The sequence below is a fragment of the Spirosoma sp. SC4-14 genome, assembly GCF_037201965.1.
Classification (GTDB): domain Bacteria; phylum Bacteroidota; class Bacteroidia; order Cytophagales; family Spirosomataceae; genus Spirosoma.
This window is the reverse complement of record NZ_CP147518.1, coordinates 5,304,887-5,331,209: the sequence shown is the minus strand read 5'-3', so window position 1 is coordinate 5,331,209 and position 26,323 is coordinate 5,304,887. Positions and strand designations below refer to the sequence as shown.

The 26,323-nt window shown below is 49.5% G+C and carries 23 protein-coding genes; 10 read left to right on the top strand and 13 right to left on the bottom strand.

Going from position 1 to position 26,323, the window contains the following annotated elements; genetic code table 11:
* Nucleotides 1-29 precede the first annotated feature (29 nt).
* Nucleotides 30-854 (top strand): SGNH/GDSL hydrolase family protein, encoded by an 825-nt coding sequence (locus WBJ53_RS21770; protein ID WP_338870065.1) that lies wholly within the window; start codon nt 30-32, stop codon nt 852-854.
* Between the two features lie 36 nt (nt 855-890).
* Here the strand turns inward: WBJ53_RS21770 and WBJ53_RS21765 are convergent, their stop codons facing one another.
* The 6 genes from WBJ53_RS21765 to WBJ53_RS21740 form a co-directional block, all read right to left on the bottom strand.
* Nucleotides 891-2,261, bottom strand: a complete 1,371-nt coding sequence (locus WBJ53_RS21765; protein ID WP_338870063.1) for a cytochrome c peroxidase — start codon at nt 2,259-2,261, stop codon at nt 891-893.
* A gap of 195 nt (nt 2,262-2,456) precedes the next feature.
* On the bottom strand, nt 2,457-3,797 hold the full coding sequence (locus WBJ53_RS21760; RefSeq protein ID WP_338870061.1) for a vanadium-dependent haloperoxidase: 1,341 nt from the start codon (nt 3,795-3,797) through the stop codon (nt 2,457-2,459).
* 124 nt (nt 3,798-3,921) lie between these two features.
* Complete coding sequence (locus WBJ53_RS21755) at nt 3,922-4,461, bottom strand: hypothetical protein (RefSeq protein ID WP_338870059.1); 540 nt, start codon at nt 4,459-4,461, stop codon at nt 3,922-3,924.
* A 114-nt stretch (nt 4,462-4,575) separates the two neighbouring features.
* Complete coding sequence (locus WBJ53_RS21750; protein WP_338870057.1) at nt 4,576-5,859, bottom strand: FAD-dependent oxidoreductase; 1,284 nt, start codon at nt 5,857-5,859, stop codon at nt 4,576-4,578.
* A gap of 60 nt (nt 5,860-5,919) precedes the next feature.
* Nucleotides 5,920-7,260 (bottom strand): TldD/PmbA family protein, encoded by a 1,341-nt coding sequence (locus WBJ53_RS21745; protein WP_338870055.1) that lies wholly within the window; start codon nt 7,258-7,260, stop codon nt 5,920-5,922.
* 83 nt (nt 7,261-7,343) lie between these two features.
* The gene (locus WBJ53_RS21740) at nt 7,344-8,984 is read right to left on the bottom strand and encodes a TldD/PmbA family protein (protein WP_338870053.1); all 1,641 of its coding nucleotides are present in this window, start codon (nt 8,982-8,984) and stop codon (nt 7,344-7,346) included.
* A 396-nt stretch (nt 8,985-9,380) separates the two neighbouring features.
* Between WBJ53_RS21740 and WBJ53_RS21735 the strand changes: the two genes are divergently transcribed.
* From WBJ53_RS21735 to WBJ53_RS21715, 5 genes are all read left to right on the top strand, one after another.
* A complete protein-coding gene (locus WBJ53_RS21735) occupies nt 9,381-10,301 on the top strand; it encodes an ABC transporter ATP-binding protein (protein WP_338870050.1) in 921 nt (306 codons plus the stop codon).
* Nucleotides 10,298-11,077: an ABC transporter permease gene (locus tag WBJ53_RS21730; protein WP_338870048.1), complete on the top strand. Its 780-nt coding sequence runs from the start codon at nt 10,298-10,300 to the stop codon at nt 11,075-11,077. The genes WBJ53_RS21735 and WBJ53_RS21730 overlap by 4 nt, the downstream gene beginning before the upstream one ends.
* 198 nt (nt 11,078-11,275) lie before the next feature.
* Entirely contained in the window at nt 11,276-11,785 is a 510-nt protein-coding gene (locus WBJ53_RS21725) for a hypothetical protein (RefSeq protein WP_338870046.1), read from the top strand.
* 35 nt (nt 11,786-11,820) lie between these two features.
* The gene (locus tag WBJ53_RS21720; RefSeq protein ID WP_338870044.1) at nt 11,821-13,143 is read left to right on the top strand and encodes a serine hydrolase domain-containing protein; all 1,323 of its coding nucleotides are present in this window, start codon (nt 11,821-11,823) and stop codon (nt 13,141-13,143) included.
* A gap of 54 nt (nt 13,144-13,197) precedes the next feature.
* Complete coding sequence (locus WBJ53_RS21715; protein WP_338870041.1) at nt 13,198-13,644, top strand: nuclear transport factor 2 family protein; 447 nt, start codon at nt 13,198-13,200, stop codon at nt 13,642-13,644.
* A 131-nt stretch (nt 13,645-13,775) separates the two neighbouring features.
* Here the strand turns inward: WBJ53_RS21715 and WBJ53_RS21710 are convergent, their stop codons facing one another.
* Nucleotides 13,776-14,987: an acyltransferase family protein gene (locus WBJ53_RS21710; RefSeq protein WP_338870039.1), complete on the bottom strand. Its 1,212-nt coding sequence runs from the start codon at nt 14,985-14,987 to the stop codon at nt 13,776-13,778.
* Nucleotides 14,988-15,150: 163 nt separating this feature from the next.
* Nucleotides 15,151-15,666, bottom strand: coding sequence for an acyl-CoA thioesterase (locus WBJ53_RS21705; RefSeq protein ID WP_338870037.1), 516 nt, complete (start codon nt 15,664-15,666; stop codon nt 15,151-15,153).
* A gap of 194 nt (nt 15,667-15,860) precedes the next feature.
* On the opposite strand from WBJ53_RS21705, the gene WBJ53_RS21700 reads away from it, so the two are divergent.
* A complete protein-coding gene (locus tag WBJ53_RS21700; RefSeq protein WP_338870035.1) occupies nt 15,861-16,739 on the top strand; it encodes a sterol desaturase family protein in 879 nt (292 codons plus the stop codon).
* Nucleotides 16,740-16,812: 73 nt separating this feature from the next.
* Nucleotides 16,813-17,157: a thioredoxin gene (gene trxA / locus WBJ53_RS21695; RefSeq protein WP_162391103.1), complete on the top strand. Its 345-nt coding sequence runs from the start codon at nt 16,813-16,815 to the stop codon at nt 17,155-17,157.
* A gap of 126 nt (nt 17,158-17,283) precedes the next feature.
* On the opposite strand, the gene WBJ53_RS21690 is transcribed toward trxA, so the two are convergent.
* Nucleotides 17,284-19,002, bottom strand: coding sequence for a pyruvate dehydrogenase complex dihydrolipoamide acetyltransferase (locus WBJ53_RS21690; protein ID WP_338870029.1), 1,719 nt, complete (start codon nt 19,000-19,002; stop codon nt 17,284-17,286).
* Between the two features lie 194 nt (nt 19,003-19,196).
* Complete coding sequence (locus WBJ53_RS21685) at nt 19,197-20,408, bottom strand: class I SAM-dependent rRNA methyltransferase (protein WP_338870026.1); 1,212 nt, start codon at nt 20,406-20,408, stop codon at nt 19,197-19,199.
* Between the two features lie 270 nt (nt 20,409-20,678).
* On the opposite strand from WBJ53_RS21685, the gene WBJ53_RS21680 reads away from it, so the two are divergent.
* Both WBJ53_RS21680 and WBJ53_RS21675 read left to right on the top strand, forming a co-directional pair.
* Nucleotides 20,679-21,467: a ThuA domain-containing protein gene (locus tag WBJ53_RS21680; RefSeq protein WP_338870024.1), complete on the top strand. Its 789-nt coding sequence runs from the start codon at nt 20,679-20,681 to the stop codon at nt 21,465-21,467.
* Between the two features lie 86 nt (nt 21,468-21,553).
* Entirely contained in the window at nt 21,554-23,410 is a 1,857-nt protein-coding gene (locus WBJ53_RS21675; RefSeq protein ID WP_338870021.1) for a glycoside hydrolase family 9 protein, read from the top strand.
* 84 nt (nt 23,411-23,494) lie between these two features.
* Here the strand turns inward: WBJ53_RS21675 and WBJ53_RS21670 are convergent, their stop codons facing one another.
* Genes WBJ53_RS21670 through WBJ53_RS21660 form a run of 3 tightly spaced genes read right to left on the bottom strand, consistent with a single transcriptional unit; the run spans nt 23,495 to nt 26,119 of the window.
* Nucleotides 23,495-23,878 (bottom strand): VOC family protein, encoded by a 384-nt coding sequence (locus WBJ53_RS21670; protein WP_338870020.1) that lies wholly within the window; start codon nt 23,876-23,878, stop codon nt 23,495-23,497.
* Nucleotides 23,879-23,920: 42 nt separating this feature from the next.
* Nucleotides 23,921-24,340, bottom strand: a complete 420-nt coding sequence (locus WBJ53_RS21665) for an AraC family transcriptional regulator (protein ID WP_338870018.1) — start codon at nt 24,338-24,340, stop codon at nt 23,921-23,923.
* Between the two features lie 6 nt (nt 24,341-24,346).
* Complete coding sequence (locus WBJ53_RS21660) at nt 24,347-26,119, bottom strand: ABC transporter ATP-binding protein (RefSeq protein ID WP_338870016.1); 1,773 nt, start codon at nt 26,117-26,119, stop codon at nt 24,347-24,349.
* Nucleotides 26,120-26,323: the final 204 nt, after the last annotated feature.

The following is a 26,323-nucleotide window of genomic DNA, read 5'->3' as shown; positions in this document are numbered from 1 at the left end:
ATTAGCCATTCTTTTGCTTTAAAAACCTCATGAAACGTTGGATTATCCTCTTTAGCCTTCTTTGTCTGATCAGTGCTTCCACCCACAAAGAACTTACCTGGGTCGCGCTGGGCGATTCCATTACGTATTTGAACGAACATCAGAATGAAACCAACAACCGGATTACGAAGGGCTATATGACCCGTGTGGTGGAGAAATTGCCATACATCCACTACATTAATCAGGGGCATAATGGCTGGACGGCCGTACGGATTGCCGAACAGATCGATAAACTGGGCTTAACGAAAGCGGATGTCTATTCCGTGTTTCTGGGTACGAACGACTGGTGGGCCGGGCGCCCGCTGGGGCGTTTCTCCGATTATGAAAAAAACACTGGAACGGGCACGGTTTATGGCTCGTTTCGGATCATCGTCGACAAGCTGCGGAGCCTGAATCCAGCCGCTAAAATCCTGCTGATCACACCCATGCAACGGGTCGATTTTGTGTATGTAGCCAACATGAAAAACAATGCGTTTGGGTCGTATAAGGCCAAAAACGGCCAATATCTCGAAACGTTTGCCAACGCTATCGACTCCATTGGGCACTACGAGAAGTTTCAGGTAGTTGATTTATACCACCTGAAAAAACTCGACCATAAGAACCTGGTGAAGTACAAACGCCTGAAAGATCCGGCTACCGGCCAGTATACCAACTATGCCTATCCGAAGTTTATCGATATTCCATTCAATCCCGAAACCGACGAATACCCTTATCCGGTCGATGCTATTGACATGACCTACGATGGTCTGCATCCATCGGATAAAGGCTACGATCTGATAAGTCGGAAGCTGGTGAAGATTATGAAAAAATACTGAGCCACTACCCGCGCACCGATTTTTATTGCCAGGCTATTACCATCCGAAATCTTTCCGGCTAACGGCGTCGTTATCCGGAAAAGCCTGTCCTGATGGTAGCGAACGGGGAATATAGCGGTTCAATTCCGGATCGTAGAGGGCATCTTTCAAAAATGAAACCAGTTGTTTCTGTTCGTCGGCGGTCAGGTTCAACGGTTTAAATTCGGTAGCCAACTGAGTAGTCGGTACATTGCCATTCTGCGACACGGCTGCGTTTTTATAAGCTACCACTTCGTCCAGCGAGGTAAACGATGCCCCATGTCCGTAGAAAGGCGAATCTTTCATGTTGTAAAGCTGTGGTACTTTAAACTTAAACATATCCTCGGTTCGGCCCGTGAACCCTCCCCGGCCTTTGTGCTCCACTTTCGACGGATCGGCCTGAACAACAGCGTGGTTGCCATAACTTCCGTTCTGAAGGTCGGCCATACCTAACGCATAAAAGCGCATACTGCTCAGCCCAGGACCCGTGTGGCACCGGACGCACTGGGCTTTCCCGAAAAACAGTACGGCGCCCTGTTTTTGCTCGTCGGTCATGGCGGCCACCTCACCGCTTAGCCACCGCTGAAACGGTGCCCGGTTGGGCAAAAGCGTGCGCTCATAAGCCGCCATTGCCAAACCGGCGTTTATAGCGGTCTGAGCTTCATTGGTCCACGAATCGTTAAATGCTTTCTGAAAAAGTGCCTTATAGATCGAATTTCCCTGAAAGGCCGTTGCCCGCATATTGAGCCGATGCACGTCCTGACCCGCAATGGCCTGGGTTTCGACACCCTGAAAGCCAAGTTTGTTTTTCTCTTTAGGCGTACCGGCCGTCCAGGCATATTCTGTGCCAATATTTACTCCTGTAGCACCGAACTGACCATTCCAGACAATGTTGGTCTGGTAGGCAATATTGAGGATCGATGGGCTCCGTATGGGCTGTACATCAATCTGACTATCTTCATACAGCGTATTTCGCTGACGGGCTTCGCCATTTTGCCCAAAGCCCACACCGCCATCGCCAATACCCTGTGGCAGGCAGGCCTGAAAACCAGCTTTCACGTGGTGGCAACTGGCGCAGGAATACGTTCCGAAACTAACAAGCTGGCTGGGGTGTTGCGACAGAGCCGTTTCGTGAAAAAGCAATTGGCCCAGAGCTACTTTGTCGGCTGTAATGGGGTTTTTAGGGTCTTGCGGAATCTGGTCGTAGTCGGTACTTTGCGGCATACGGAAATAGGGCGTGCCCACGCCCGACGAAGCCTGCTTAAGGGCCGTTTCGAGCTGATCGTCGAGCGGGCCTTTCTCAACCACATCGGGCTGTTTACTACAGGCGGTCAGACAACTTAAGAGCAGGAAAGTGGCAGCGAAACGATAGTAAATTTTAACGTTCATAACTTGAATGAGTGGGGGCAAGATGGCGTGCCCAACATCAGATGGTCAGGGCAGCAACCAGAAGAAAACAGATTTAGTTAGTTCCTTGCATATATTATGCCGATATAGACAGTGTAGATGAAATTTCTGTCTATATCGGCATAATGGAGGCTATCAATGAGCCGATTCGCAGAAAGAAAAAGCAATACTATTGGCTTATTTCGACGCGATAGTTGGCGTAGGTAACAGCGTATGAACTACCCACTGGCCAATATGCTCGCCTTGCCGGGTACCTTCTTCAACCCCGTCGCGGAAGTGAATGCCACCATAAACCCGGCTAATAGACGCTTCCATATAGGCATCTTTAATGGATTTAAATGAGCGAACACCATGTCCGTATGGATGCTCCGTTGAATCGACAAATGCTACGTTCTGCCCAATCAGGTGTCCGATTACCTGTCCGGCAGCCGCCGAAATATCGCTGTGACCACTTACGTATTCAGGAAATGCAGGGGTTTCCAGGTAAGGACGCCAGGCCGGGTCGATATTGTTGTTGATGACCGTTTCGGGCCGAATCCGAACGCTGCTGTATTTTTCATCCCAGCAAACAATGAAGGCATCGTACATGGCAATGGACGCCAGGGCATAGACCTGTGCCGTCTGAATCATGTCTAGTTTCTGCTTCCTGGCCAGCGTTGTGGCAATGGCAATCCAGTGGCCAGGAGGAGTCATTTTTTTGCTGGCAAACATAACGTGTCCCGATACGTTGGTCACAAACGCATTGTCGTCCCAGAAATAAGCGATTTCCTGTTCTGTTTTATCTTTCCGTTTGCCCATCTCATAAACTTCTTCGGTTAATTTCCAGAATGGGCTGTTATGGTTCAGATCATATTTTGCGGGCGGAGGGCAGCGAAACTGCCGAAGTGAATCTACTGTAAACATACGAACCGTATTCCACTGGGGTTCGCAGGCATCGGCGTAGGCAGGTGGAGTGGGCACCCAGCTTCCGGGCTTGTTGGTTACGGTATACCGGAAACCCCGCGTTTCTTTATAATGGTCTTTGCTCGAATAGTCAAGAACGTGCCGGGCTACCTGCTCGCCATATTGCATGGATCGTTCATAAACATCGTTCGGAATGTTGAGCGCTTCGAGTTTCGGCATAAGCTCGGCTTCGAATTTATCCCACATATCGGCCGAAAAGGTCAGCGCCCGAGCCACGGTCAGAAAAGCCTTCAGACTGGCCAGCGGAAAGCAATAAACTTCACCGGCTTTAGGGGCTGGTGCCGGTGTCGATCCTTTTATTTTGCCCATGATGACCGGATAATCTGAATAGCCTGGCCGCAGGGCTTCGTAGGTCGCCATATAGGTATAACCATAGATCCGACTGGCCACGGGGGGCTTAAAAATGTCGTGAATCATGATGTCGGTCAACGCCTTCGAACAGTCATACAGAAATTGAGGATTCGAAGCCTGAGCGTTGTATTGTTCGGGGGTAGCTTTGGGCTTGCAGCCATTGAGGCTGATAAGCAGAAAGGCAATAATTGATAAATATTTCATGGGTAAAATAGCCTGTAAAAGTTTTGGGCGTGTTCGATGAGGACGCCTTTAGAAACGACGATAGAATAGTCGCAACCTGGGTGTAGGCCGGACTGTTATCAAAAAAAGCAGGGAAAAAACAGGGCTATTGCTGAGGAGGAGGGGAATTGGGAACCTGATCGACTCCATAGTGAGCGAACCAGATGTTGCCATAAACAGAGTGTTCGGACAGGCTTACGGCTAATGGTTGGGTCAGACGGTAGAGAGAAGGTAGTAAATAGGTTGTCAGGCGCTCTTTGAGAAGCTTTAACAGACGGCTCAGCGGGGTTTGGGACGCTTCCTGATCAGTGCTGAATTGCTGCAACTGATCGGCCAGGTCGAAAAAACGATCGCGGGCATTCTGATTGGTTTTCAGCAACGTGTAGAGCGTGTCGTTGGCATACCGCTGATGAACAATATTGTAAAAATTATCGCCATCCTGAACAAGCCCGTCCAGACCATCGGGGTTTTCCCAGGATGCGGTATAGGGCAACGAAATGGGAAGTTTAACCAGTTTCCAGTGATCGTCGGACGATATGGGCGTTGCCGATTGGTAGGTTTCGTCAAAGGTAAGTACAGCCAATGGCAACCCTATCAAATGATAGAGCAACAGAATGAGAAAACCAATGGCGGTAAACGATTTCAATGGAAATAGTCATTTTTACGGTGCGCGCTTGCAATTTACCAAGATATTGGTTCTGCACCTATATTCTCTTTAGACTTTTTCGAATTGAAACCTGAGCCTTCGTTTGGTATAGCCTTAGCCGATCAGTCGTTTGAGTGAAAATTTTGCTGATTTTTCTAGTTTCCCTTCAACCGTATGGGCGGCTATTTCGCCAAATGATGCGCCCTGTTTATAGCCGTGTCCTGAGTCGCCACCCATGAGCCAAAGATTATCGGCTTCGGGGTGCGTGTCGAGAATGAAATCAGTATCGGGCGTGCTGGTATATTGACAAACACGCTGCTCGATGAGCGGTTGACCAACCATTTTCGGGAACCGACGTTTCAGTACACCCAGCGCCATGTCGAATTCTTCCTGTTTTATGATGCGGTGATAGGTGTCGAATCGGTCGGTAATGTTGTTGTCGGGTGGTGTCAGACCAACTTTAAAACCTCTGAAATCGCTTCCCGGTACGCCAAATGAACGGAATGGCCCGGTCATGTCGCGGTCCATCCAGGTTGGTAATTTATTTTCCATCAGATCGGCCTGGCCAGACGGGGAGGCAAAAAAGAAACACAACGCACGCATTACCTTTAGTTTCCGGGTCAACTGCGGAAACAAACGAACCAGCCACGGTCCACAGGCAAATACAACGCTGTCGGCTTCGAGTCGGGTGCCGTCAGTCAGTGTTATGGAAGTGACTTTCCCGTTCTGAATCGTTTCGGTCTGCACCCGCTGCTGCAAAAATGTGCCGCCTTCTTTAAGAAACAGATTGCAAACGGCCAGACAGCCTTTGCGCGCATCCAGATAACCTGCCGAGGGATCGTACAGGACATGGTCGAGGCCTTCAACGCCAATCTGTGGCCATCGTTTCACCGCATCATCGAGGCTAACTTTTTCGAGCGGCAGGTTCGCTTTTTTGTAGATGGCAATGGCAGCTTCAGATTCGGCTTTGCTGGATGGATAATTGAACAGTAACAATCCATTCTGATGCAGAATCGTTTGTTCCATACGCGGTTCATTTTCTTTCCAGAGCGTAACGGCCCGCATTGCCATGTCAACATAGACCGGATCGCTGTAATAGGCTCGTATCAGCCGGGTTTCGCCACCCGAACTGGCCTGACTGTTGCCCGCGCCAAACTGATCGACAAGCGTTACGTTATAACCCTTTCGAAGCAGATGCAGGGCTGTCCAGCCACCGAACGCTCCGGCGCCCACTACCACGATTTTACCATTTTTTGGCCGTTGACTCAAAAATGCCGGAGCACTGGCTTTGGCTGAATTGGAGAGTGCGGAGCCGAACGCGGTCAAGGCAACGCCCTGAAGGCTATATTTCAATAGATCTCTGCGGTTGAGGCCCGACTTCTGGTTATCGTCTGTCATTCGGTATTGGTCAGTTGTCAGTTGTTATTGAGATGGTTCGTTCCAATAACAAATAACTGGTTATATAGCATCCGATAGCGAGGTAAACGTAAACTCCCGGATTTTCATGGCCGGAACCAGGTAGTTGGCGAACGACCCTTCACTACTTACGACTCGTTCGACTTTCCCGAGTGATTCCAGGTTGTTGAGCATGATAACCGGGCTTTCGTTGAACCGGAAATTTTTGACCGGGTGTTTGAGTTTACCGTTCTCGATATAAAACGTTCCATCGCGGGTGAGGCCCGTAACCAGCAGCGATTGCGGATCAACAGAGCGGATATACCAGAATTTGGTGACCAGAATGCCCCGTTGTGTGCTTTTGATCAATTCATCGAGGGTGGCGGTGCCACCTTCCATCATGAAATTAGTGGGTACCGGAATTGCCTTAACCCCTTTTTTCTCGGCCCAGTAACGCGAATACGTAAGGTTTTTGATGATGCCTTTGTCGATCCACTTTATTTTCTCCTGTGCCCGTCCGTCGGGTGCCCAGGGCGAAGCGGGTAAGTTAGGATTGGTCGGGTCAGAATAAATCGTCACACGCTCGTCCATAAGTCGCTCGCCCAGTTTTGATTTTCCTCCCGGTTTGCTCAGGAACGAACGACCCTCATCGGCACTGCGGGCATCCAGACTCCGAAACAGGTGTTCGAGCAGTACGGCGGCTGCCAGCGGCTCCAGAATAACGGTGTATTTGCCGGGTTCGATGGCGCGGGCGTTAACCGATGCCACTGCTTTCTGAAGCGCAATTTTAGTAGCCGATGCGGTATCAAGTCGCAGAAAATCGCTCACACCCTGTGTGGCATAACCCGATCCGGTTCCGTCGTCGGTACGAATGGTTGCACTAAAATTGACCCGTGTGTCTGGATAGTAGGCAAACAATCTTTTCGAGTTCATCATGGCCGAGTAGCCAATCCGATCTTCCAGATAACCGGCCACGGTTTGGCTTTGCGATTTGGCGATCTGAATACTCTGGGCTACGGCCCTGGCCCGGTCGGCCGCCGATACGTTTGCCGTTGATTCGAAATAACCACTGGCAGGCAGGTATTGCTGAGGGCTCAGCAACCCGATATATTCGGGGTTTTCGGGAGCTAGTCGAGCAAGCTCTTCTGACCGACGCACTACTTTTTCAATCGATGCGTCGTCGAATTCATCAATTGTGGCAACGCCGATTTTTTTACCAAAGGCTGACTGAACGGCCATACGGTTATATGTGACAGACCCGCAGGTCGATACTTTGTTGCGCGCATATCGAATGTTGCTCCATTCTTCGCCCGTGAGATTCACTTCGCACTCGTCGGCTTTAGAATGGGCAAGTGCCTTGCTGAGTAAGGCTTTTACGGCCGGTTCTGGAAGTATGACTGACATAGGGAGACGGTTTGGGGTGTTCGGTTTTATGGTTGTTCCGCTTATTTAGGCCCTAACAGGCAGCGACCCCATAAACCAAAAACTTAAATTTTCCGGGCAGTGTTGATTACGTTGACACCGTTGAAACGGGCGGTGGCACTACCGTGCGAAACGGCATTGATCTGGATGGGTTGCCCTTTGCCGTCGAAAAAGGAACCGCCCAGCCGGTAGTCGCGCTCGTCGCAGACACTAACGCAGGAGTTCCAGAATTCCTGCGTGTTGGATTGATAGGCTACATCTTTCAGCATCCCGGCAATCTGCCCGTCTTTGATTTCGTAGAACAACTGTCCGCCAAACTGGAAATTATAGCGTTGCTGATCAATGGAATAAGAGCCATCGCCAATGATATAGATACCTCGTTTGACGTCCTTGATCAGCTCATCGACCGACAGTTGGTCTTTTCCGGCAGCCAGCGAAACATTGGCCATGCGTTGAAACTGAACGGTGCTCCAGCTATCGGCATAGCAGCAGCCCTGCGATTCGGTTTCGCCCAGCATACCAACCTGATCGCGGATGGCCTGATAGTTGACCAGAATCCCGTCTTTAACCAGATCCCAGCGTTTGGTTTTTACACCCTCATCGTCGTAGCCAACCGCTCCCAGCGAACCCGTCTGAGTTTTATCGGCAAAGAGCGTAACCCGTTGGCTACCGTAATTGAAATGTTTCGTTTTCCACTTGTCGAGGGTAGCAAACGAAGTACCGGCAAAGTTGGCTTCGTAGCCCAGTACCCGGTCGAGTTCGAGGGGATGGCCAACCGATTCGTGGATGGTTAGCCAGGTGTGTGATGGATCGAGCACCAGATCGTATTTACCGGCTTCGACCGATTTGGCCGAATGCTTCTGTTTAGCCTGTTTGGCCGCAGCTACCACATCTTCGAGCATGTCGTAGCCTTTGTTGTAGCGGGTTGTAATGCCGGTTAGTTTATCGGCCGGATTCGTCTGCAGGTATTCGTAGCCCATGCCCATCGGTGCGCTCAGGGCATCGCGGGTTTCGAACTTACCCGTTTTAGGATCAATCACCGTAACCGTAAATGTAGGCCAGAGCCGGTGAATGGTCTGGTCGATATAGGAGCCATCGGTAGAGGCAAAATATTTCTGTTCGTTAATCAGAAACAATTGCGAGTTCACAAAGCTGGCTCCATTTTGCATGGCAGCATTATTGACGCTCAGCAGCAAGTCGACTTTTTCTTTGATGGGCACTTCGAAACCATTTTTCAGGATCGGCGTTTCCCAACTTATCTGGCCAAATCCTTTCTGTGGTGCCAGTTGAACCGGCTCTTCTGAGAGCATGGCATTGGCTTTCGCCATTGCTACGGCCTTTTCGGCTGCTTTCGCTACTTCGGCCTCTGTTTTAGCTTCGCCAAGAGCAGCAAAACCCCAACAACCGTCGGCAATCACTCGTACACCGATCCCATACGATTCGGTATTGGTCAGGTTTTGAACCTTGTCTTCGCGGGTAATAACAAACTGATTCAGGTAGCGGCCAATGCGTACATCGGCATAGGTGGCGCCTTTCGATTTGGCTGCATTGAGGGCCGCATCGGCCAGTCGTTTCTTAACGGCAACGTCGAGGCCCGGTGCCAGCAGGGCTTCGGGACTGACCGGGCGACCAACGACGGGAATTTGTGTCAGTAGGAAAGCACTGGCACCTTTGCCCGCAACGGACATGAAATCTCGGCGATTCAACGTAATGGTTTGGCGTTTGGTTAATAGAGGGATCTACCTGCTATTGCACTTTCGGTTTGAAAGTAGATAGAATTGATTTTTGAAAATTATGAATTTTCGCTATTTATTAAAATTAAAATTGCTTTAAATTATATTTAACTTAATTAAATTCTATTATTTATTTTTAATATAAAATAATATATGGAAAATTGCTTGGGGTGAGCATTCGATCTAAAAGAAAAAGGGCATACGGCCGGGCAACTGAAGAAATAAGTAATGATAGTTTGGTGTTGGCAATGGCGGTCTGCTTTACTGCTGTTTTTTTCGGTCTGATGTATGTTTTTCGGCTTCTTATTCACTTTAGCAATGGTCTATGCAACTGAGAGTCACATCTTTGAGTGAAATTGGTAAACGCATATGGCAATTATCGAAACACGGGGGCTTACAAAACAATATGGTCAGTTTACGGCCGTCGACGATGTCTCTATCCGGGTTGAGGCTGGTGAAATTTATGGCTTTCTGGGGCTGAATGGTGCCGGGAAAACAACCACGATCCGAATGCTGCTGGGCATGATTCGGCCCACATCGGGCGAAATACAGATAGCTGGTGAACGGATTCGAAGGGGGCAACCGGGGCCATGGAACAAAATTGGCTATCTGGTCGAAGTGCCCTTTGCCTATCCTGAACTGACCGTTCAGGAAAATATTGAAATCTGCCGCCGGTTGCGTGGCCTGACCGATAGGGTAGCAACAAACCGGATCATTGAACAGCTACAGTTGGGAGCCTATCAGCACGTTCGGGCGCAGAATCTGTCGCTGGGTAATGCGCAGCGGCTGGGTTTGGCGAAAGCTCTGATCCATCAGCCCGAGTTGCTTATTGTGGACGAACCCACAAATGGACTCGACCCGGCGGGTATTGTTGACATACGGGAGTTGTTGCGGGAGATGGTTCGCCAACGGGGCACAACCGTGTTCATTTCGAGTCATATTTTGGGCGAAGTTGCCCGGCTGGCTACCCGAATCGGTATTATTGACAAAGGTGTTCTTCTACAGGAACTTACGGTTCGTCAGTTAGAACAGCTTCGAAAAAAACGACTGTGCCTTCAGTTTCGTGAACCAGCCGATTCGGCGCATTTTCTGAACCGACAAGGGTATCAGGCTCAGTTTACAGAAGGCAATATGCTGGCGATAGAAGACGAGCGGGCTGTGCAATGGCCCGAAAGTGTTGTGCAATCTCTGGTTGGAGCGGGTCATATACCCATACGGCTGGGGGTGGAAGAAGAAGATCTGGAATCATATTTTTTACGAATCATTCATCAACATAACCCGAAGCAATGAATTCTCTGCTTACTGCCATTTGGGCCGAACTGCTCAAAGTGCGCCGGTCGCGCGTAGTTTGGCTAACATGGCTGGCTTTTTCGTTTCTACCCCTTATGGCTGGATTCTTTATGATTCTACTACAAAATCCGGGGCTTGTTTCGGGCGGAATGATGAATGAAAAAGCCAAACTCCTGACCGGTAAGGCCGACTGGATTTCATTCATAGGGCTGATTACGCAGGGTGTGGCCGTAGGTGGGTTGCTGGTTTTCGGGTTCCTGACAAGCTGGATCTTTGGCCGGGAATATGCCGATCATACCCTAAAAGACCTGCTGGCATTGCCCATGGCCCGGTCTACGATCATGCTGGCCAAATTTATTGTTGTGAGTGGGGTGTGTTTGCTGTTGCTGGCTGCTATTGTTCTGGAAGGTTTTCTGATTGGCAAGTGGCTGCATCTGGCTGTTTGGCCCGGTAATGCCTGGTTGGCTAGTTTAATGTTGCTTGTCAAAACGGCTGGGCTGACTATTCTGCTGAGCTTTCCGGCGGCTTTGCTGGCTACCATTGGTCGGGGCTATTTAGCGCCGATTGGCTTTGTGGTACTCACGCTGGTTTTGGCCCAGATTATTGCGGCTGCTGGTTTGGGGAGTTACTTTCCCTGGGCCGTTCCGGGACTAAATACAGGCATGGCAGGGAGTGTGGCAATTCCGCGGGTGAGCTTCCTGCTGGTTTGGCTGACTGGGCTGGCTGGTTTCGTGAGCACGGTACTTTGGTGCCAATACGCTGATTTTGATAAGTGAACAATTTGTAGCGGTCAGAAACTGGTAGATAGCAGCATAAACCGTTGCTGATTTTGAGGATTAATATGCGTTTGCAAAGGAGCGTAATCTAGAAAACCTGCCTAAATTTGCTCTTTTTAGCATTGTCTATACTTGACAAACCCGGCACAACGTTTGATAGACAGCTTACAAACACAATTCATATTATCTTTCAGAATCATGGCTACTCGCTCTGCCGCTCGATCCCTCCGTACTTTATTTGTTGCCATAACGCTTGTTGGCTCATTAACAACAGGCTGTAAAAAATCGGGTTCCGGCTCCGATGTTGACCCCCGCGATCAGTATGTGGGTACCTACGATGGTGGAGCCCAGGGCTACCAGAGTGTGATTTCGTTGGGGTCTATTGCTTTGAACCCTGAGTATGGTGCTACAACGATTGTAGTTACGAAAGGGGCAAATGCAAACGAGATTTATATTGAAGCCAGTGAGCAATCGTATAAAGTAACAGCTGAGCTTAGCGGCTCATCGTTTACAGTTATCGATAAAACAAGCGGTCAGATTTTTATTCCGCCCAGCAATACCTACACGGGCGATTATAAGGCAACGGGCGTTTTTGGCGTCGATCAGGCAACCACCAAAAAGGCTATTGCCATTACGGCTACCACCGAAACGCTCAAAGATGGAACATCGGTCAAGAAAACAGAAACGTATACCGGTACGCTGAAATAACTATCTTCGTACTGGCTCCTAACTCCGGTTCTTTCATGAAAGCATTTGTTTTAACCGGCCTGATGGCCGGTTTTTTTCTGTCGGCCTCTGCGCAACCAATCGCTCCCCGGGCTGCTTGGGTAAAAACAACCGCAAACACGGCAATCTTGCAGGAGGCTCCTGCCGAAACAGTGGGTATGAGCACCGCCCGTTTGCAGCGGATGGATGCCGTGATTAACGATTACATTGCCCGGAAGCGGCAGGCTGGCGTGGCTGTGCTGGTAGCTCGCAATGGCAAAATTGTCTATCATAAAGCGTATGGGCAGGACGACATTCGGGCCAAAACACCGCTGAAACGCGACGCTATTTTTCGGATTGCTTCGCAAACGAAGGCCATTGCCAGCATTGGTCTCATGATGTTGTTTGAAGAAGGGAAATTCCTGCTCGATGATCCGATTTCGAAGTATATTCCGGCCTTTAAAAACCCGAAAGTGCTGGACAAATTCAACGAAAAAGACACTACCTATACGACCGTTCCGGCAAAACGAGAAATCACCATTCGGCAGTTGCTGACCCATACGTCGGGCATTAGCTACCCGAGCATCGGTACAAAAGAAGCAGTGGCTATTTATGCCAAAAATAAAATTCCGAGCGGCATCGGTACGCCCGAAGGAACACTTGCCGATGCCATGAATCGACTGGCAGCACTGCCACTAATCCACCAGCCTGGCGAACGCTGGTCCTATGGTTTGAGCGTCGATGTGGTGGGGTATCTGATTGAAGTACTGTCGGGGCAATCGCTCGATCAGTATCTGCGGACCCGGTTGTTTGAGCCGCTCGGAATGAACGATACCTATTTTTACCTACCTGCCCAAAAGCAGTCGCGACTGACAAAAGTCTATACCGAAGATTCGACCAAAACGGTTCAGCCTTTGCCTTCTCTCAATGGCATCTCGGCCGATTATCCGAAAGTGGCCGGTACGTATTTTTCGGGCGGAGCGGGTTTGTCGTCGACGTTATATGATTATGCTATCTTTCTGCAAATGATGCTCAATAGGGGCGAATACGACGGAAAGCGTTTTCTGAGCCCAACAACGGTGCGACTGATTACAAGTAATCAAATTGGCGATCTGAATGAGGGAGCCGATAAGTTTGGGTTAGGATTTTCCATTACGTCGGAGCGCAGCGCTGCCCGATTGCCCGTTTCGGCAGGAGCCTACAATTGGGGCGGGTTCTTCGGCACAACCTACTGGGTCGATCCAAAAGAGGGTATTGTTGCGTTGCTGTACACCCAGAAAGTGCCAAACAGTTTTGGCGATCTGAACGACAAATTTAAAGTACTGGTTTATCAGGCCATCATGCAGATGCAGGCGAAATAAGGCGAAGCGCTGCGCTAAAACGGTAGGAATGACAACGCCTTTTCTTTGGTAGGTATGAAAAAAATCCTTATCCTCTCCTTCGTTCTGTTGGCTCAGCGAGCACATGCACAATCGGCTGTGGCAACGACTGATGCCATAAAAAAAGCGGTTATCAGCGCCGAAAAAAAGCGTTTCGATGCGCAGGTTAGCAAGAATTATGCAATACTGGAGCAGACGCTTAGTAATGATCTCGTATATACCCACTCGAACGGCAATACCGACTCCAAGCAGTCGTTTATTCAGTCGATTCGCGACGGCAAATCGAAATACGACGCAATTAATGTTGAAGAGCAGAAGGTTCGTATCTACGGCAATACGGCTATTATTAATGGGGTTTGCATGATCAAGGCCATGAACAATGGTCAAACGATCAATACCCACCTGAAATACACGGATGTGTATGTCCGTACAGGAAATCAATGGCAACTGGTAACCTGGCAATCAATTAAGCTGGCGAAGTAATTCTGAATTTTCTGACTGCCTTTGCTTTGTGTTCGCTTCTTTGACGCGTTTTTGATAATTAATGTGGTGTCGGTTTGTAGGGAGGCTGTGCTTTGCTGCAAACCGATATTTTTATTGACCAATACGGATGTCTAGCCAGGTTGGGTGCCTACTGTGTATGTTTCATGGATAGGCTTGTCTGATCGTTTCGGTTTTAGGCCAAACAGAATGCGGGGAATAACGAATGGACGAATCAGAAAGTGATAGATGACTAGTATTGTTATAAAGCAGACAAGAATCAATACTGCCAGTTTGAGCCCTATTGCGCTATTCCATTGAACGACATAATAGCCGGTAGCTACGATCACGGTCTGGTGAAGGATGTAGAACGGATAAACAGCGGGAGTTAGATAGGTCAGCCGCCGATTCGAAAAATTCATGTATCGTCGGGCGTAGCCCACGGCGGTTAAAATGATTGTCCAGATCTGTAAGCCGTCAAAAAAACCATAAATATACAGCGACGTGTCCTGCTGTTTGGGTAACTCCACGGTCCAGTAGTACTTCCAGAATAGAAAAGCTACGCACACAAGTACAATTCCTAAAAAGGATCTACGATAGCGTTCGCAGGTATCCCAGAAGGAAGGCAGATCTGCCAGAATAAAACCTAAGAAATAGAATGTGATTGACGAATCGAAAACGAACCAGTCGTCGAGCAGGCTACCCTGTGCTGGCCAGCGGATGTATAGCGTGAAGTAGTAGCCAATAAAGGGAATCGCTAGCAACAGATTTGAAATTGGGTAGCGGAAAAAGACATCGGCTCGTTGTGCCCAGGTTTGCATGGCTTTGGTTTTAAATACGGCAAAAGCTGGCAAAAGCAGAATCGTAAAAACAAAAAGATAAACTACAAACCACATATGGCTCCAGGTGAGTGAGCCTTCGGGGTAGGGAGTCATTGCCCAGACGCTTGGATAAAACTGCCAGTAGCTTTTGTGGATTTTACCCGTTTGCAACCATTCAAAATAAACCTGAAGGGGAATTGTGAAAAACATGGCGAACACAAGCGGAATGAACAATCGAACGACCCGTTCGCCAAAGAATGCAGCTACCGACCGTTTTCGTAACGAAAACCGGACGCCAACGCCCGAAATAAAGAACAATAGAGGAAGTCGCCACTGATGAAGCCAGATAATGAGCCGATCCAGGAAAATGGAGTGCTCACGATTTTTGATCTCCCAGCCGAATTGTACAAACGGCATAGCACAGTGAAAAAAAATCAGGATCATAAAGGCCAGAACTCTGATCCAGTCAATATAATATAATCGCTGCGATGGCCGTGCCGCATCTGAAGGGTTGTAAAGTGTCATTGTCTTAGTACAAGCTCTTTACGGCAAGATGCAGCAAGGTGGAGAGAGGGTTGCACCAGGATTTATATGATTTTTGTGACGGCCCTTGATTTTGTTTGATTAAAAACCGCGTTAAAGAAGCGAACACAATCAAGGGCCGTCACAAAAATCATATAAATCCTGGTCAGACTTTCAAAAACTCCCGAAGTTCGGTTGCCTCCTGCGCTTTCATCCGACCGGCCAATACTAACCGCAATTGCCGCCGACGGAGGGCGCTGGCATAACGGTCTTTTTCTTCGTCGGATTCGGGAACAACCTGCGGCACTTCTATAGGCCGACCGCTCTGGTCAACAGCCACAAAGGTGTAATAAGCACTGTTAGTGCTAACCCGAACACCAGCCGGAATGTCTTCGGCCCATACCTCAATGAATACTTCCATCGATGAGCTAAAAGCCCGTGTTACCTGTGCTTTCATGGTAACGATATTGCCCAGCCGGATCGGTTCCGAAAACGAAACGTTATCGACTGAAGCCGTTACGACAATTCGATTTGAATGTTTTTGAGCGGCAATGGCAGCCGCAATGTCCATGAAGTGAAGCAGCCGGCCTCCCATCAGGTTGTTGAGCGTGTTGGTGTCGTTAGGAAGCACCATTTCCGTCATCACCGTCATGGATTCGCGGGCAAATTTTGGTTGAGGCATTGTCAGTAAGCAGTTAACGCAATCAATGTTACAAACCAACGACCGAAAACCGACATGGGCAAATGTTGGACGCAAAGAACACGAAGATGGCGCAAAGGCACCCGGAAAGAGGAATAGTGTAGCAAGGGTAAGAAAATTATATGCTACAGAAAGCGTATATTTGGCTAATAGCAATAAAAAGTAAGACAAAACCTATGGAGCGTTTCGTCGATTATTTCGAACATATACCATCACTGCACCGTAGCCTGATTCTGGTAGGCGGTATTGCCATTTTCTGGCTGATTGAAAGTGCGATTCCACTGTTTGAGTTTTCGTACCGGAAAATAAATCATGCTGGTATCAATATCTTCTTTACAATCACCACCATTGTGGTCAATTTTCTGCTGGCATTTCTGCTATTGCGTACCAGCGACTGGTCTATACAGCACCATGTTGGGCTACTGCAATGGCTATCGTTGCCGCTTTGGGCCGAACTGATTGTTGGATTGCTGGCACTGGATCTGGTTGGGGCCTGGTTGCCCCACTGGACGCAGCATAAGGTTAAGTTCCTGTGGCGGTTTCATCTGATTCATCATTCCGATGTTTATGTAGATACCACAACGGCAAACCGGCATCATCCCGGCGAAAGTGTTATTCGGTTTGCCTTTACGATGTTGGCAGTTTTGATAACGGGTTCGCCCATGTGGCTGGTTTTTCTGTATCAGGCCTTATCGGTGCTGTTGTCGCAATTCAACCATGCCAATATTGAGCTTCCCCGCTGGGCCGACCGGATGCTGGGACTGGTTATTGTAACGCCCAATATGCACCACGTTCATCATCACTACGTATTGCCCATAACCAATACCAACTACGGCAATATTTTCCCCTACTGGGATCGCTTGTTTGGGACGTATTATGAAATGCCGAATAAGACCATTCACTATGGAATTGATACGCATCCCGAGCCTTCCGAACATGCCAATATTAGTAATCTGCTGAAAATTCCCTTCCAGAAATATCGCCCTCCGGTAGGGGAGCCGACACGCTCTGAAAAGCAACTTCGCATAAACGGAATAACCGACTCCGTAAACTGAGATCAGGAACTAATCGCCCCGAAAACGGTTTATGTGGGAGAAACAAGTTAAACTAAATAAACAGATTTCACTCATGGCAGCAGGATCACATGCCGTCGAAGCGACCGATGCGAACTTCAACGAACTGATTAATTCCGATAAGCCGGTTTTAGTAGATTTTTGGGCCGAATGGTGCGGTCCTTGTAAAATGATCGGTCCAGTTGTGGAGCAACTCGCTGGCGAATACGAAGGCAGAGCCGTTGTGGCTAAAATGGACGTTGATCAGAACGCCCAGATTCCCGCCAAGTTCGGTATCCGTAGCATTCCAACGTTGATGGTTTTCAAAAACGGTCAACTCGTTGATAAAGTTATCGGTGCTGTTCCCCGTAACGTCCTGGAACAAAAATTACAGGCTGCTCTGGAGCCAACAACGGTTTAATCGCCTATCCTTAATAGATATAAAAACCCCCGCCGGAACGTTCCGGCGGGGGTTTTTATTGGTTTAGGGGTGCTCCACTTGTTCAGAACCTAAATGAGCGGAGCAACCCTAAAGCCTAAGCCGATTTTACACCAGCATCCGCATTGGGTCTTCGAGCAATTGTTTGAGCGTTTGCAGGAAAGCCGCGCCGGTAGCGCCATCGACAACCCGATGATCACAGGAGAGCGTAACTTTCATGACGTTGGTTGGCTTCATTTCACCGTTTTCAATTTTAACGGTTTGCTTAATCGCACCAACGGCCAGAATGCACGAATCGGGTGGGTTGATGATCGCCGTAAATTCTTCAATGCCGAACATACCCAGGTTCGAGATCGAGAATGTGCTGCCTTCCCAGTCTTTCGGCTGTAGTTTTTTGTCCTTCGCCTTTCCGGCCATTTCTTTCACTTCGCCCGAAATGGTCGACAGCGTTTTCTGATCGGCATTACGAACAACGGGCACCAGTAAGCCTTCATCGACGGCTACGGCTACACCAATATTGACATATTTGTACTTCCGGATTTTATCGCCCAGCCACGACGAGTTTACGTTCGGATGTTGTTTCAGCGCCAGAGCGGCCGCCTTGATTACAAAATCGTTGAACGAAACTTTCACCGCGCTTACGCCATTGACCGTGCTACGCAGTTCCATCGCTTTGTCCATGTTGATTTCCATGGTCAGGTAGAAGTGCGGAGCCGTGAACAGGCTTTCGCTCAGGCGACGGGCAATGGTTTTGCGCATTTGCGAAACCGGCACATCTTCATATTCGCCCTGTGGCTGTGGCGCAGTTGGTTGTGCGGCTGGTGCTGGCGCAGGAGCCGGTGCTGAAGCTGGCGTTGCGGCAGGAGCAGGCTTAGCGGCCGGAGCACTACCCGGAACAAACGACTCAACATCACTTTTCACGATGCGGCCTTCGGGGCCAGTTCCGTGAACCTGAGCCAGATTGATACCTTTCTCTTCGGCGATGCGCTTGGCCAATGGCGATGCCTTAACACGGCCGTTTGATTCGGCAAGATCGCCTGCGCCACCAGCATACGACAGATCGGTGTCGGCATTGGCCGGGACGCTGGCCTGCGGATTTTGCTCAGCCGTCTGCAAACCACCTTCGCCGGTAGCGGCCGGAGCAGCCGAAGAGCTACCTTCCAGCAGCACTTTGAAGTTGGCACCTTTTTCGCCAACAACGGCAATAATGTCATCGACAGCAACAGACGAACCTTCTTTTACACCAATGTAGAGCAGTGTACCTTCTTCGTAGGCTTCGAGGTCCATTGTTGCCTTGTCGGTTTCGACTTCGGCCAGAATATCGCCCGATTTCACGGTGTCGCCTTCTTTTTTATGCCACGCTACAATGGTACCTTCGGTCATCGTGTCGCTCATTTTGGGCATCCGAATAACCGTTGCATTGACGCTTTCGGCGGGGGCTGCCGAAACAGCCTGCTGGTCGGAGAGTTTGGTGGCGGTTTCTCCGCTTGCGGCTCCGCTGGGTGCCGGAGCTGGCGTTGCGGCTGGTGCTGGTGCCGCTTCCTGACTGCCACCACTCGATCCGTTGAGTAATGCTTTGTAATCTTCTCCTTCGGCTCCAATAACGGCCAATACACCATCTACTGGCACCGAAGCGCCTTTTTCAACGCCGATGTAGAGCAACGTACCATCTTCGTACGATTCAAGATCCATGGTGGCTTTGTCGGTTTCGACTTCGGCCAGTACGTCGCCTGATTTTACTTTATCGCCCACTTTCTTGTGCCACTCTGCAATGACGCCTTCGGTCATTGTGTCGCTCATTTTGGGCATTCGGATTAATTCAGCCATATCAGCTTAGTATATTTCGAGTTGTAAAAAGACCGGTCGGGACCGCTGTTGCGGACCGCAACTGAGCGAATGTGGGCCAAAATTAACGGAAAGGCCCCTATGTTGTATAGCCCCGTTTCAGATTTCTATGTATATCGTTCCCTGATTGTATTCATTAACACCAAATGAGCCCGTTTCGTTGGGCCAGCCCTACCTTATTCGACCCATAGTACCAGCCCTTTCAGGTAGCCGCCTTCGGGATGGAACAGGCTGACCGGATGATCGGCAGGCTGGCTAAGATGATGCAACACCCGCACCTGTCGCCCGGCTTCGATGGCAGCCGCTACAATGGTGTTGTAAAATAACTCACGATCAACCACCTGCGAGCAGGAAAACGTAAACAGAATGCCTCCTTTAGCCACCCGGCGTAACCCTTCTGCATTGAGTCGTTTGTAGCCCTGCACGGCCCGGTGCCGTGCCGTCAGACTTTTGGCAAAGGCGGGCGGATCGAGTACCACTACATCGTACTGATGATCACCGTTCCCTTTCAGATAGTGCATTACATCGTCGGCAAAAGCTTCGTGCTTGTCGGTTTCGCCGAAGTTGGCCGCAACGTTCTGATTGGTTAACGCAATAGCTTTTTGCGAAACATCGACCGAATGCACCAGACTGGCACCAGCCTTGATCGCATAGATCGAAAAACCGCCCGAATAGCAGAACGCATTCAGTACTTTCTTGCCGCGCGAATACTGAGCCAGCAGTTGCCGGTTGTCGCGCTGGTCGAGAAAGAATCCCGTTTTCTGTCCAGTAATCCAGTCAATCAGGAACGTGTTGCCGTTTTCCTGTACCGGATGCGGAACGGGTGTATGACCATATAGGTATCCGTTCACTACGCTGGAGCCATACTCATCGGGTAGTGTTTCGGCACTTTTATCGTAAACGGCTTGCAGTTCGTTGCCAAACACATTTTTCAGCGCTTCGGTAATCAGCAGCCGTTCGCGGTGCATTCCGATGGAGTGAGCCTGCAAAATGGCAACGCCATTATACATATCGATAATGAGGCCGGTGCAGCCGTCGCCTTCGCCATGCACCAGCCGGTAGCAGTTGGTTGGTCCGGCACCCCGGTTGCCAGTAACAATGGCCTGTCGAATGCTGTGTATGTGCCTCAGCTTTTGGGTCCAGTAGTCGACATCGGGCGTGACGGGGCCGCCAGCAGTGGCTCCGAACGAAAAAATGCGGACTGCAATGCTGCCGTCGTGGTAATGGCCGCTGGCCAGATAGTGCCCTTTGCGGTCGTATACTTCAACCACATCACCATCCTGCGGATTGCCTTCGTATCGTCCAATGGCTCGTGAAAAAACCCAGGGATGAAAACGCCGAACGGCTTCATCGCGTCCGGCCTGTAGATATACTTTAGTGAATGACATTCCTGATCTAAAAAATCTCGCAAAGATACGATGTGCTCGACTGATACGCGCATAGTGTCGTCGGGAGAGGTACAAGTTCTTTTTTCGACAGGATTAACCGGATTAGTTTTGACAATAGCTAGTTCACTAATCCTGAAAATCCGGTTAATCCTGTCGAAAAAACGCATTATCATGCCCAGAGTCTGACCATTTTGTGGCTTTTTTGCAGGCTCATTGTTGGTATGTAGCCTCTGCTGGCTTGCAAATGGGGCACATTGTTCGTCCTCAAGTATGAAAAAAACGATTATTAGCCATCTGGCTTTCGGCAGTTTGTTAATCTGTTTCCTGGTAAGTACGTCAGTTTTTTCGTATCCTCAGGCGAAAAAGCCCCGATTTAGAGTGGTGGCTATGACCGAAGCGGGAGGCATTCATGCGCCATTTGTGGCTGCGGCCAAAGTGTGGCTGAAAAAACTGGCCGACGAAAACAACTTCACCATCGATTATATCGAAAATGCCGAACCGGTCAACGATGCATTTCTGTCAAAATATCAGTTGTTTATTCAACTGAATTTTCCGCCTTATATGTGGAGCGATACGGCCAAAGCCGCTTTTCGGAAATATATTACCGAGGGCAAAGGAGGATGGGTTGGGTTTCATCATGCGTCGTTGCTGGGTGAGTTCGATGGCTATGCCATGTGGCCCTGGTTTTCGGAGTTTCTGGGCGGCATTCGCTATAAAAACTACATTGCCAGTTTTGCCAAAGCCACCGTGCATGTTGACGCCAAAAACCATCCCTGCATGAAAGGGGTACCGGCTTCATTTGACGTACAAACCGAAGAGTGGTATACGTACGATAAAAGTCCCCGACCGAATGTGAAGGTGTTAGCCACGGTCGACGAATCGACGTATTCGCCCAATTCTGATATAAAAATGGGGGGCGACCATCCGGTTATCTGGTCGAACGAGCACATGAAAGCTCGTAATGTCTACATCTTCATGGGCCACCATCCTAATTTATTCGATAACGACGCCTTCACCACTATTTTCCGCAATGCTATTTTCTGGGGAAGCGGTCATTAGACGTTGGATACACAGACCTAAAAGGTTTTTGAAACCTTTTAGGTCTAGCCTGGAAACAGTTTCGAAGACCATTGACCACTCAACCAATGACAATCTTTATACCTCGCTTTGTAAAAAACATTGGCCTGCTGATTGCCTTATTACTTCTTTCGTTAACGCTTCATGCCCAATCGGTTAAGGTGCTGACCAATCAGGTGGGCTACGATAGTAAGAAAGCGAAACGGGCTGTTATTCTGGCCAACCGGCAGTTGTCGATTCCACTGGTTCAGCTTGTTGATGCCGAAACGGGTAAGATCGTTTATTCGGGTAAGCCGGTGTTTAGCGGGCCAGTGAATAAATGGAAAAACTGGCTGTTCTGGACAGTCGATTTCAGTGCATACGCAACCGAAGGGAATTACAAACTTCAGGTTCCGGTGTCGGGCAAAACCGTATCGTCGTATCCGTTCGCAATTGGCAGGAGTGTGCTGGAGCAGTTTACCCTGTCTGATGTGCTCTACTATTTTAAAGGGCAACGGAGTTCGGGGTTGCTCGACAAGGCCGATCATCACCTGATTCTGGCCGGTAAACCTGGCGATACGCTCGACGTACATGGTGGCTGGTACGATGCTACCGGCGATTATGGTAAACACCTGTCGCACCTGACATTCTCGTCGTACTTTAACCCACAACAAATTTCGCTGACCGTCTGGAGCCTGTTGAAAAGCTATGAACGACTAACAAAACGAACAGGAACCGACTTTCGTCAATATAACCGCCGGTTGCTCGATGAAGCCATGTATGGGGCCGATTATTTGGTGCGTGTGCAGGCTAAAAACGGGTCGTTTTATCGATCCGTAAAAGCGCCGGGACCGCGCAAGCTGGCCAATGACCGGGTGATTCAGGCCGAGGATAAAGCGTATCGGATCAAACAGACCAAAGAGCAGACACTTGCCAGTGCTACCGACGAAACCAACTGGCGGAGTTATCAGGTCAGCTATCGGTCGGGTGGTGGAGTGGCTATTGCTGCGCTGGCTATGGCGTCAACCTATCCTGGCGACATGACGGGTGATTTCGGGCCAGCCGATTATCGGAACGCTGCCGAAAAGGCCTTCGCATTTCTGGAAAAAGAAAACGTAGCCATGACCAACGACGGACGGGAAAACATCGTAGACGATTACTGTGCCCTGACGGCTGCTACCGAATTATTTCGGGCTACAAAGAAAGAAATGTATAAGCAGGCGGCCGAAAAACGAGCGAAACAGTTGATTGGCCGCCTGGCTTCCTGGAAAAACTACACCGATTTCTGGCGGGCTGATGAGAAAGACCGTCCGTTTTTTCATCCTTCTGATGCGGGCTTGCCTGTCGTGAGCCTGATTACGTATTACCCATTGGCTTCGTCCGAAACACAGGTTGCTATCAAACAGGCGATTAAGCGATCAATGGCGTTCGAGCTGGCCGTGACAAAGGAAGTCAGCAACCCGTTTGGCTATAGCCGCCAACTGGTTCAGGACACGCTGGGTGCTCGCCGAACCACGTTTTTCTTTCCGCACGGCAGTGAAGCCTCGCCCTGGTGGCAGGGCGAAAATGCGCGGCTGGGGTCGATGGCTACAGCCGCCCGAATGGCTGCGGAGTTGTTTGCCGATGATAAACCCATACATGACCAGTATGAACGATTTGCGCTCGATCAGTTAAACTGGATTCTGGGCCTGAATCCCTTCGATGCCTGTATGTTGCAGGGCGTTGGCCATAACAATCCGGCCTATGGTTTTTTCGGTACGTTTGAATACACCAACGCCCCCGGCGGCATTGTAAACGGAATTACATCCGGTCTGGATAACGAAGACGATATTGATTTCAATCTGGCCTATACAATGACCGGCAAAGATTACGACTGGCGCTGGGCCGAGCAGTGGCTTCCGCACGCAGCCTGGTATCTGCTTGCCATATCGGTCAACGGTGAGTAAGATGCAAGCTAAACTGTGGCACGATTAACGGGTAAAATGATCGTCAGAAACTTCTTACAACCGTGCTACAGTTTAGCTTGTTGTCTATACCTGAACCAACTGAATATGATTACCACAGGTATCGTCGAGGACGGCTATTGTTACCGGACCCATCGTAGTTGGGGGCATACTAAACGAAACGTCTAGTTTTACAAGCCGTTCGTATTCGGTGTGAATGTCGTCTACGTTGAACATGGCAGCCGGAATTCCGGCCGCGAAGAGGGCTTTCTGGTAGCTCTGGGCTGGTGCAAATGCCATCGGTTCGAGGAGCAATTCGACCCCTTCCTGCTCTTCGCTGGAAACAACCGTTAGCCATCGATGATCGCCCAGTGGTATTTCAGTTTTTTTAACGAATCCCAAAACATTGGTGTAGAAGTGTAGCGCTTTGTCCTGATCGCTAACCATCAGGCTTGTTACTTTGATCTTCATCAGGTATAATGCCGTCAATATATGTTTGGCAAAGATTGTGGATTACGGCTGAAGATGCTTCTTGAAAATTGCGGTTATGGTAGTTTCCTGTTGCCGATGCGGATAGTCGGATGGCGTATAGCCTGTTGCTTTTTTAAAAAGCCCGGTAAATGAACTGGTGCTCTCAAAACCAACAGCGAAACATACGTCTTTAACGGCTCTGTTGGCTCGTAATAGCCGTTTCGCCTGTTCGATCCGAACACTGATGACATACTGGTGCGGTGTGCGGCCATACAGTCGTTTAAAGACCCGGATAAAGTGGAACCTGGACAGAGATGCTTCGCTGGCTATCGTGTGGAGGTCGATGTTATCGGAAAAGTGATTGTCGATGAATCGTTTGGCACGCATCACCTGTTGGCATATATACTCATCGGCGTAACATTCACTACGAATTTTCAGGAACTGCTGTTGGTAGAATGTCATAGATTATTACGCCGTTACCAGTTCTTTGCGTTCGCCAATTTGCTGGCGCCACATGGCATAATAGAGCCCTTTCTGCATCAACAGGTCTTCGTGGCGTCCCTGCTCAACAATGTGCCCCTGTTCGAGCACAAAAATCCGGTCGGCGTGAAGAATAGTGCTCAATCGGTGAGCAATCAGAATCGTAATTTGCTGGTTCATAGACGATACCTGCCGAACCGTATCCGTAATTTCTTCTTCGGTGAGCGAATCGAGGGCCGACGTGGCTTCGTCGAAGACCAGCAGGGAAGGTCTTCTAAGAAGGGCGCGGGCAATGCTTAGCCGCTGTTTTTCTCCACCCGATACCTTCACACCACCTTCGCCAATAACCGTATCGAGCCCTTGTGGAGCGCGGGCAAGAAGCGAGTCGGCAGCCGCCTGGTGCAACGCCATCAGACACTCATCGTCGGTAGCATTGGGCGCTACGAACCGAAGATTTTCGCGAATGGTGCCCGCAAACAGTTGCGTATCCTGCGTTACAAAGCCAATTTGTTCGCGCAGTTCGTCGAGGTTAACATCTGAACCCGCTATGCCGTTATACAAAATCTGACCACTCAGCGGTTTGTATAAGCCAACCAATAGTTTGACGAGCGTTGTTTTACCCGATCCACTGGGGCCAACAAAGGCAATGGTTTCGCCAACGCGCGCGTTGAATGAGATGCCGTCGAGGGCCGGTTTTGCGGCCGTTAGGTGCTTAAAGTGAACGTCGTCGAAAGCCAGTGTTTGGAGCGAGTGTACGGGTTGGGGTAGAGCCGGTTGTATATCGCGGGGTGTATCCAGAATCTGCTGAAAATTGGCCAGCGACGCTTCTGTTTCGCGGTATACGTTGATAATGTTGCCAAGTTCCTGCAACGGGCCAAAAATGGCAAACGAATAGATGAACAAGGAGAAAAATTCACCGACCGTTATCTGCTCTTTCACCACCAGATATAGCATAAACAGCATGATTGCATTGCGGAGCAGGTTCACAAACGTGCCCTGAATGAAGGATAATGACCGGATGTAGCGTACTTTTTTGAGTTCGAGTTTCAGAATTTTACCGGTAGTGGCATTGAGCCGTTCGGTTTCCTGCTGAGCCAGGCCAAGGCTTTTTACGAGTTCGATATTCCGTAAGCTTTCGGTGGTCGACCCGGCTAGTGCGGTTGTTTCGGCTACAATTGTTTTCTGAACGGTTTTGATTTTTTTGCTCAGCAGCGAACTGACAAAGCCCAGGAGCGGAATAGTCAGGAAGTAAGCGGGAGCGATAGGCCAGTAGACCGTGGAAGCATACCACATCACAAAGATAATGCCCACTACTGACGTAAACAGCACATTCACAAACGATTGGATCAGCTTTTCGACATCGGCCCGCACTTTTTGCAGTTTGCCCAGCGTTTCGCCCGAGCGCTGGTCTTCAAAGACCTGGTAGGGGAGGTCGAGCGAATGCCGTAAGCCATCGGTGTAGAGCCGGGCACCCAGTCGCTGCGTAATTACATTGACATAATAGTCCTGAAAATTTTTGGCAATACGGCTGACCATAGCCACGCCAAGTGCCTGTAAAATCAATAGGCCCGCACCGCCTTTCAGGAAACTCCAGAAACCGGTTGGACGTAATTCGCCACCGGGTTTGACGACATACTGGTCAATAATTTTTCGGAAAATGTAGGGATCGAGCAGGGAGAAAACCTGATTGATGGCGGCTAAGAGCAGGGCAAGCCCCAACAGGCCCCAGTAGCGCCGTAAATAGCTGTAAAGAAGTTGCATAAAGTGATGGTAGTAAGGCGATCAATGCGTGTTGGCTCAAAACACCAGATAGCGTTTCTTTTACAACACAAAAAGGGACAATTTAGGTCACTGCCTGTGGAGTTGTTTGTGGACTGTCAGAATCAGAGCAGATCGTTCTGGTAGCAATCGAAAAGGGAGGGAGATTTTAGCGATCAAACAGCCCGTTAACGGTTAGCCGTAAGT

Bases quoted from the DNA above. Each gene is read 5' to 3' on its own strand.
- WBJ53_RS21720 (WP_338870044.1), top strand. From the start codon at position 11,821: ATGAAAGCATTTGTTTTAACCGGCCTGATGGCCGGTTTTTTTCTGTCG.
- WBJ53_RS21735 (WP_338870050.1), top strand. From the start codon at position 9,381: ATGGCAATTATCGAAACACGGGGGCTTACAAAACAATATGGTCAGTTT.
- WBJ53_RS21725 (WP_338870046.1), top strand. From the start codon at position 11,276: ATGGCTACTCGCTCTGCCGCTCGATCCCTCCGTACTTTATTTGTTGCC.
- WBJ53_RS21680 (WP_338870024.1), top strand. From the start codon at position 20,679: ATGAAAAAAACGATTATTAGCCATCTGGCTTTCGGCAGTTTGTTAATC.
- WBJ53_RS21670 (WP_338870020.1), bottom strand. From the start codon at position 23,878: ATGAAGATCAAAGTAACAAGCCTGATGGTTAGCGATCAGGACAAAGCG.
- WBJ53_RS21700 (WP_338870035.1), top strand. From the start codon at position 15,861: ATGGAGCGTTTCGTCGATTATTTCGAACATATACCATCACTGCACCGT.
- WBJ53_RS21770 (WP_338870065.1), top strand. From the start codon at position 30: ATGAAACGTTGGATTATCCTCTTTAGCCTTCTTTGTCTGATCAGTGCT.
- WBJ53_RS21765 (WP_338870063.1), bottom strand. From the start codon at position 2,261: ATGAACGTTAAAATTTACTATCGTTTCGCTGCCACTTTCCTGCTCTTA.
- WBJ53_RS21710 (WP_338870039.1), bottom strand. From the start codon at position 14,987: ATGACACTTTACAACCCTTCAGATGCGGCACGGCCATCGCAGCGATTA.
- WBJ53_RS21690 (WP_338870029.1), bottom strand. From the start codon at position 19,002: ATGGCTGAATTAATCCGAATGCCCAAAATGAGCGACACAATGACCGAA.
- WBJ53_RS21685 (WP_338870026.1), bottom strand. From the start codon at position 20,408: ATGTCATTCACTAAAGTATATCTACAGGCCGGACGCGATGAAGCCGTT.
- WBJ53_RS21750 (WP_338870057.1), bottom strand. From the start codon at position 5,859: ATGACAGACGATAACCAGAAGTCGGGCCTCAACCGCAGAGATCTATTG.
- WBJ53_RS21705 (WP_338870037.1), bottom strand. From the start codon at position 15,666: ATGCCTCAACCAAAATTTGCCCGCGAATCCATGACGGTGATGACGGAA.
- WBJ53_RS21760 (WP_338870061.1), bottom strand. From the start codon at position 3,797: ATGAAATATTTATCAATTATTGCCTTTCTGCTTATCAGCCTCAATGGC.
- WBJ53_RS21660 (WP_338870016.1), bottom strand. From the start codon at position 26,119: ATGCAACTTCTTTACAGCTATTTACGGCGCTACTGGGGCCTGTTGGGG.
- WBJ53_RS21745 (WP_338870055.1), bottom strand. From the start codon at position 7,260: ATGTCAGTCATACTTCCAGAACCGGCCGTAAAAGCCTTACTCAGCAAG.
- WBJ53_RS21675 (WP_338870021.1), top strand. From the start codon at position 21,554: ATGACAATCTTTATACCTCGCTTTGTAAAAAACATTGGCCTGCTGATT.
- WBJ53_RS21730 (WP_338870048.1), top strand. From the start codon at position 10,298: ATGAATTCTCTGCTTACTGCCATTTGGGCCGAACTGCTCAAAGTGCGC.
- trxA (WP_162391103.1), top strand. From the start codon at position 16,813: ATGGCAGCAGGATCACATGCCGTCGAAGCGACCGATGCGAACTTCAAC.
- WBJ53_RS21665 (WP_338870018.1), bottom strand. From the start codon at position 24,340: ATGACATTCTACCAACAGCAGTTCCTGAAAATTCGTAGTGAATGTTAC.
- WBJ53_RS21715 (WP_338870041.1), top strand. From the start codon at position 13,198: ATGAAAAAAATCCTTATCCTCTCCTTCGTTCTGTTGGCTCAGCGAGCA.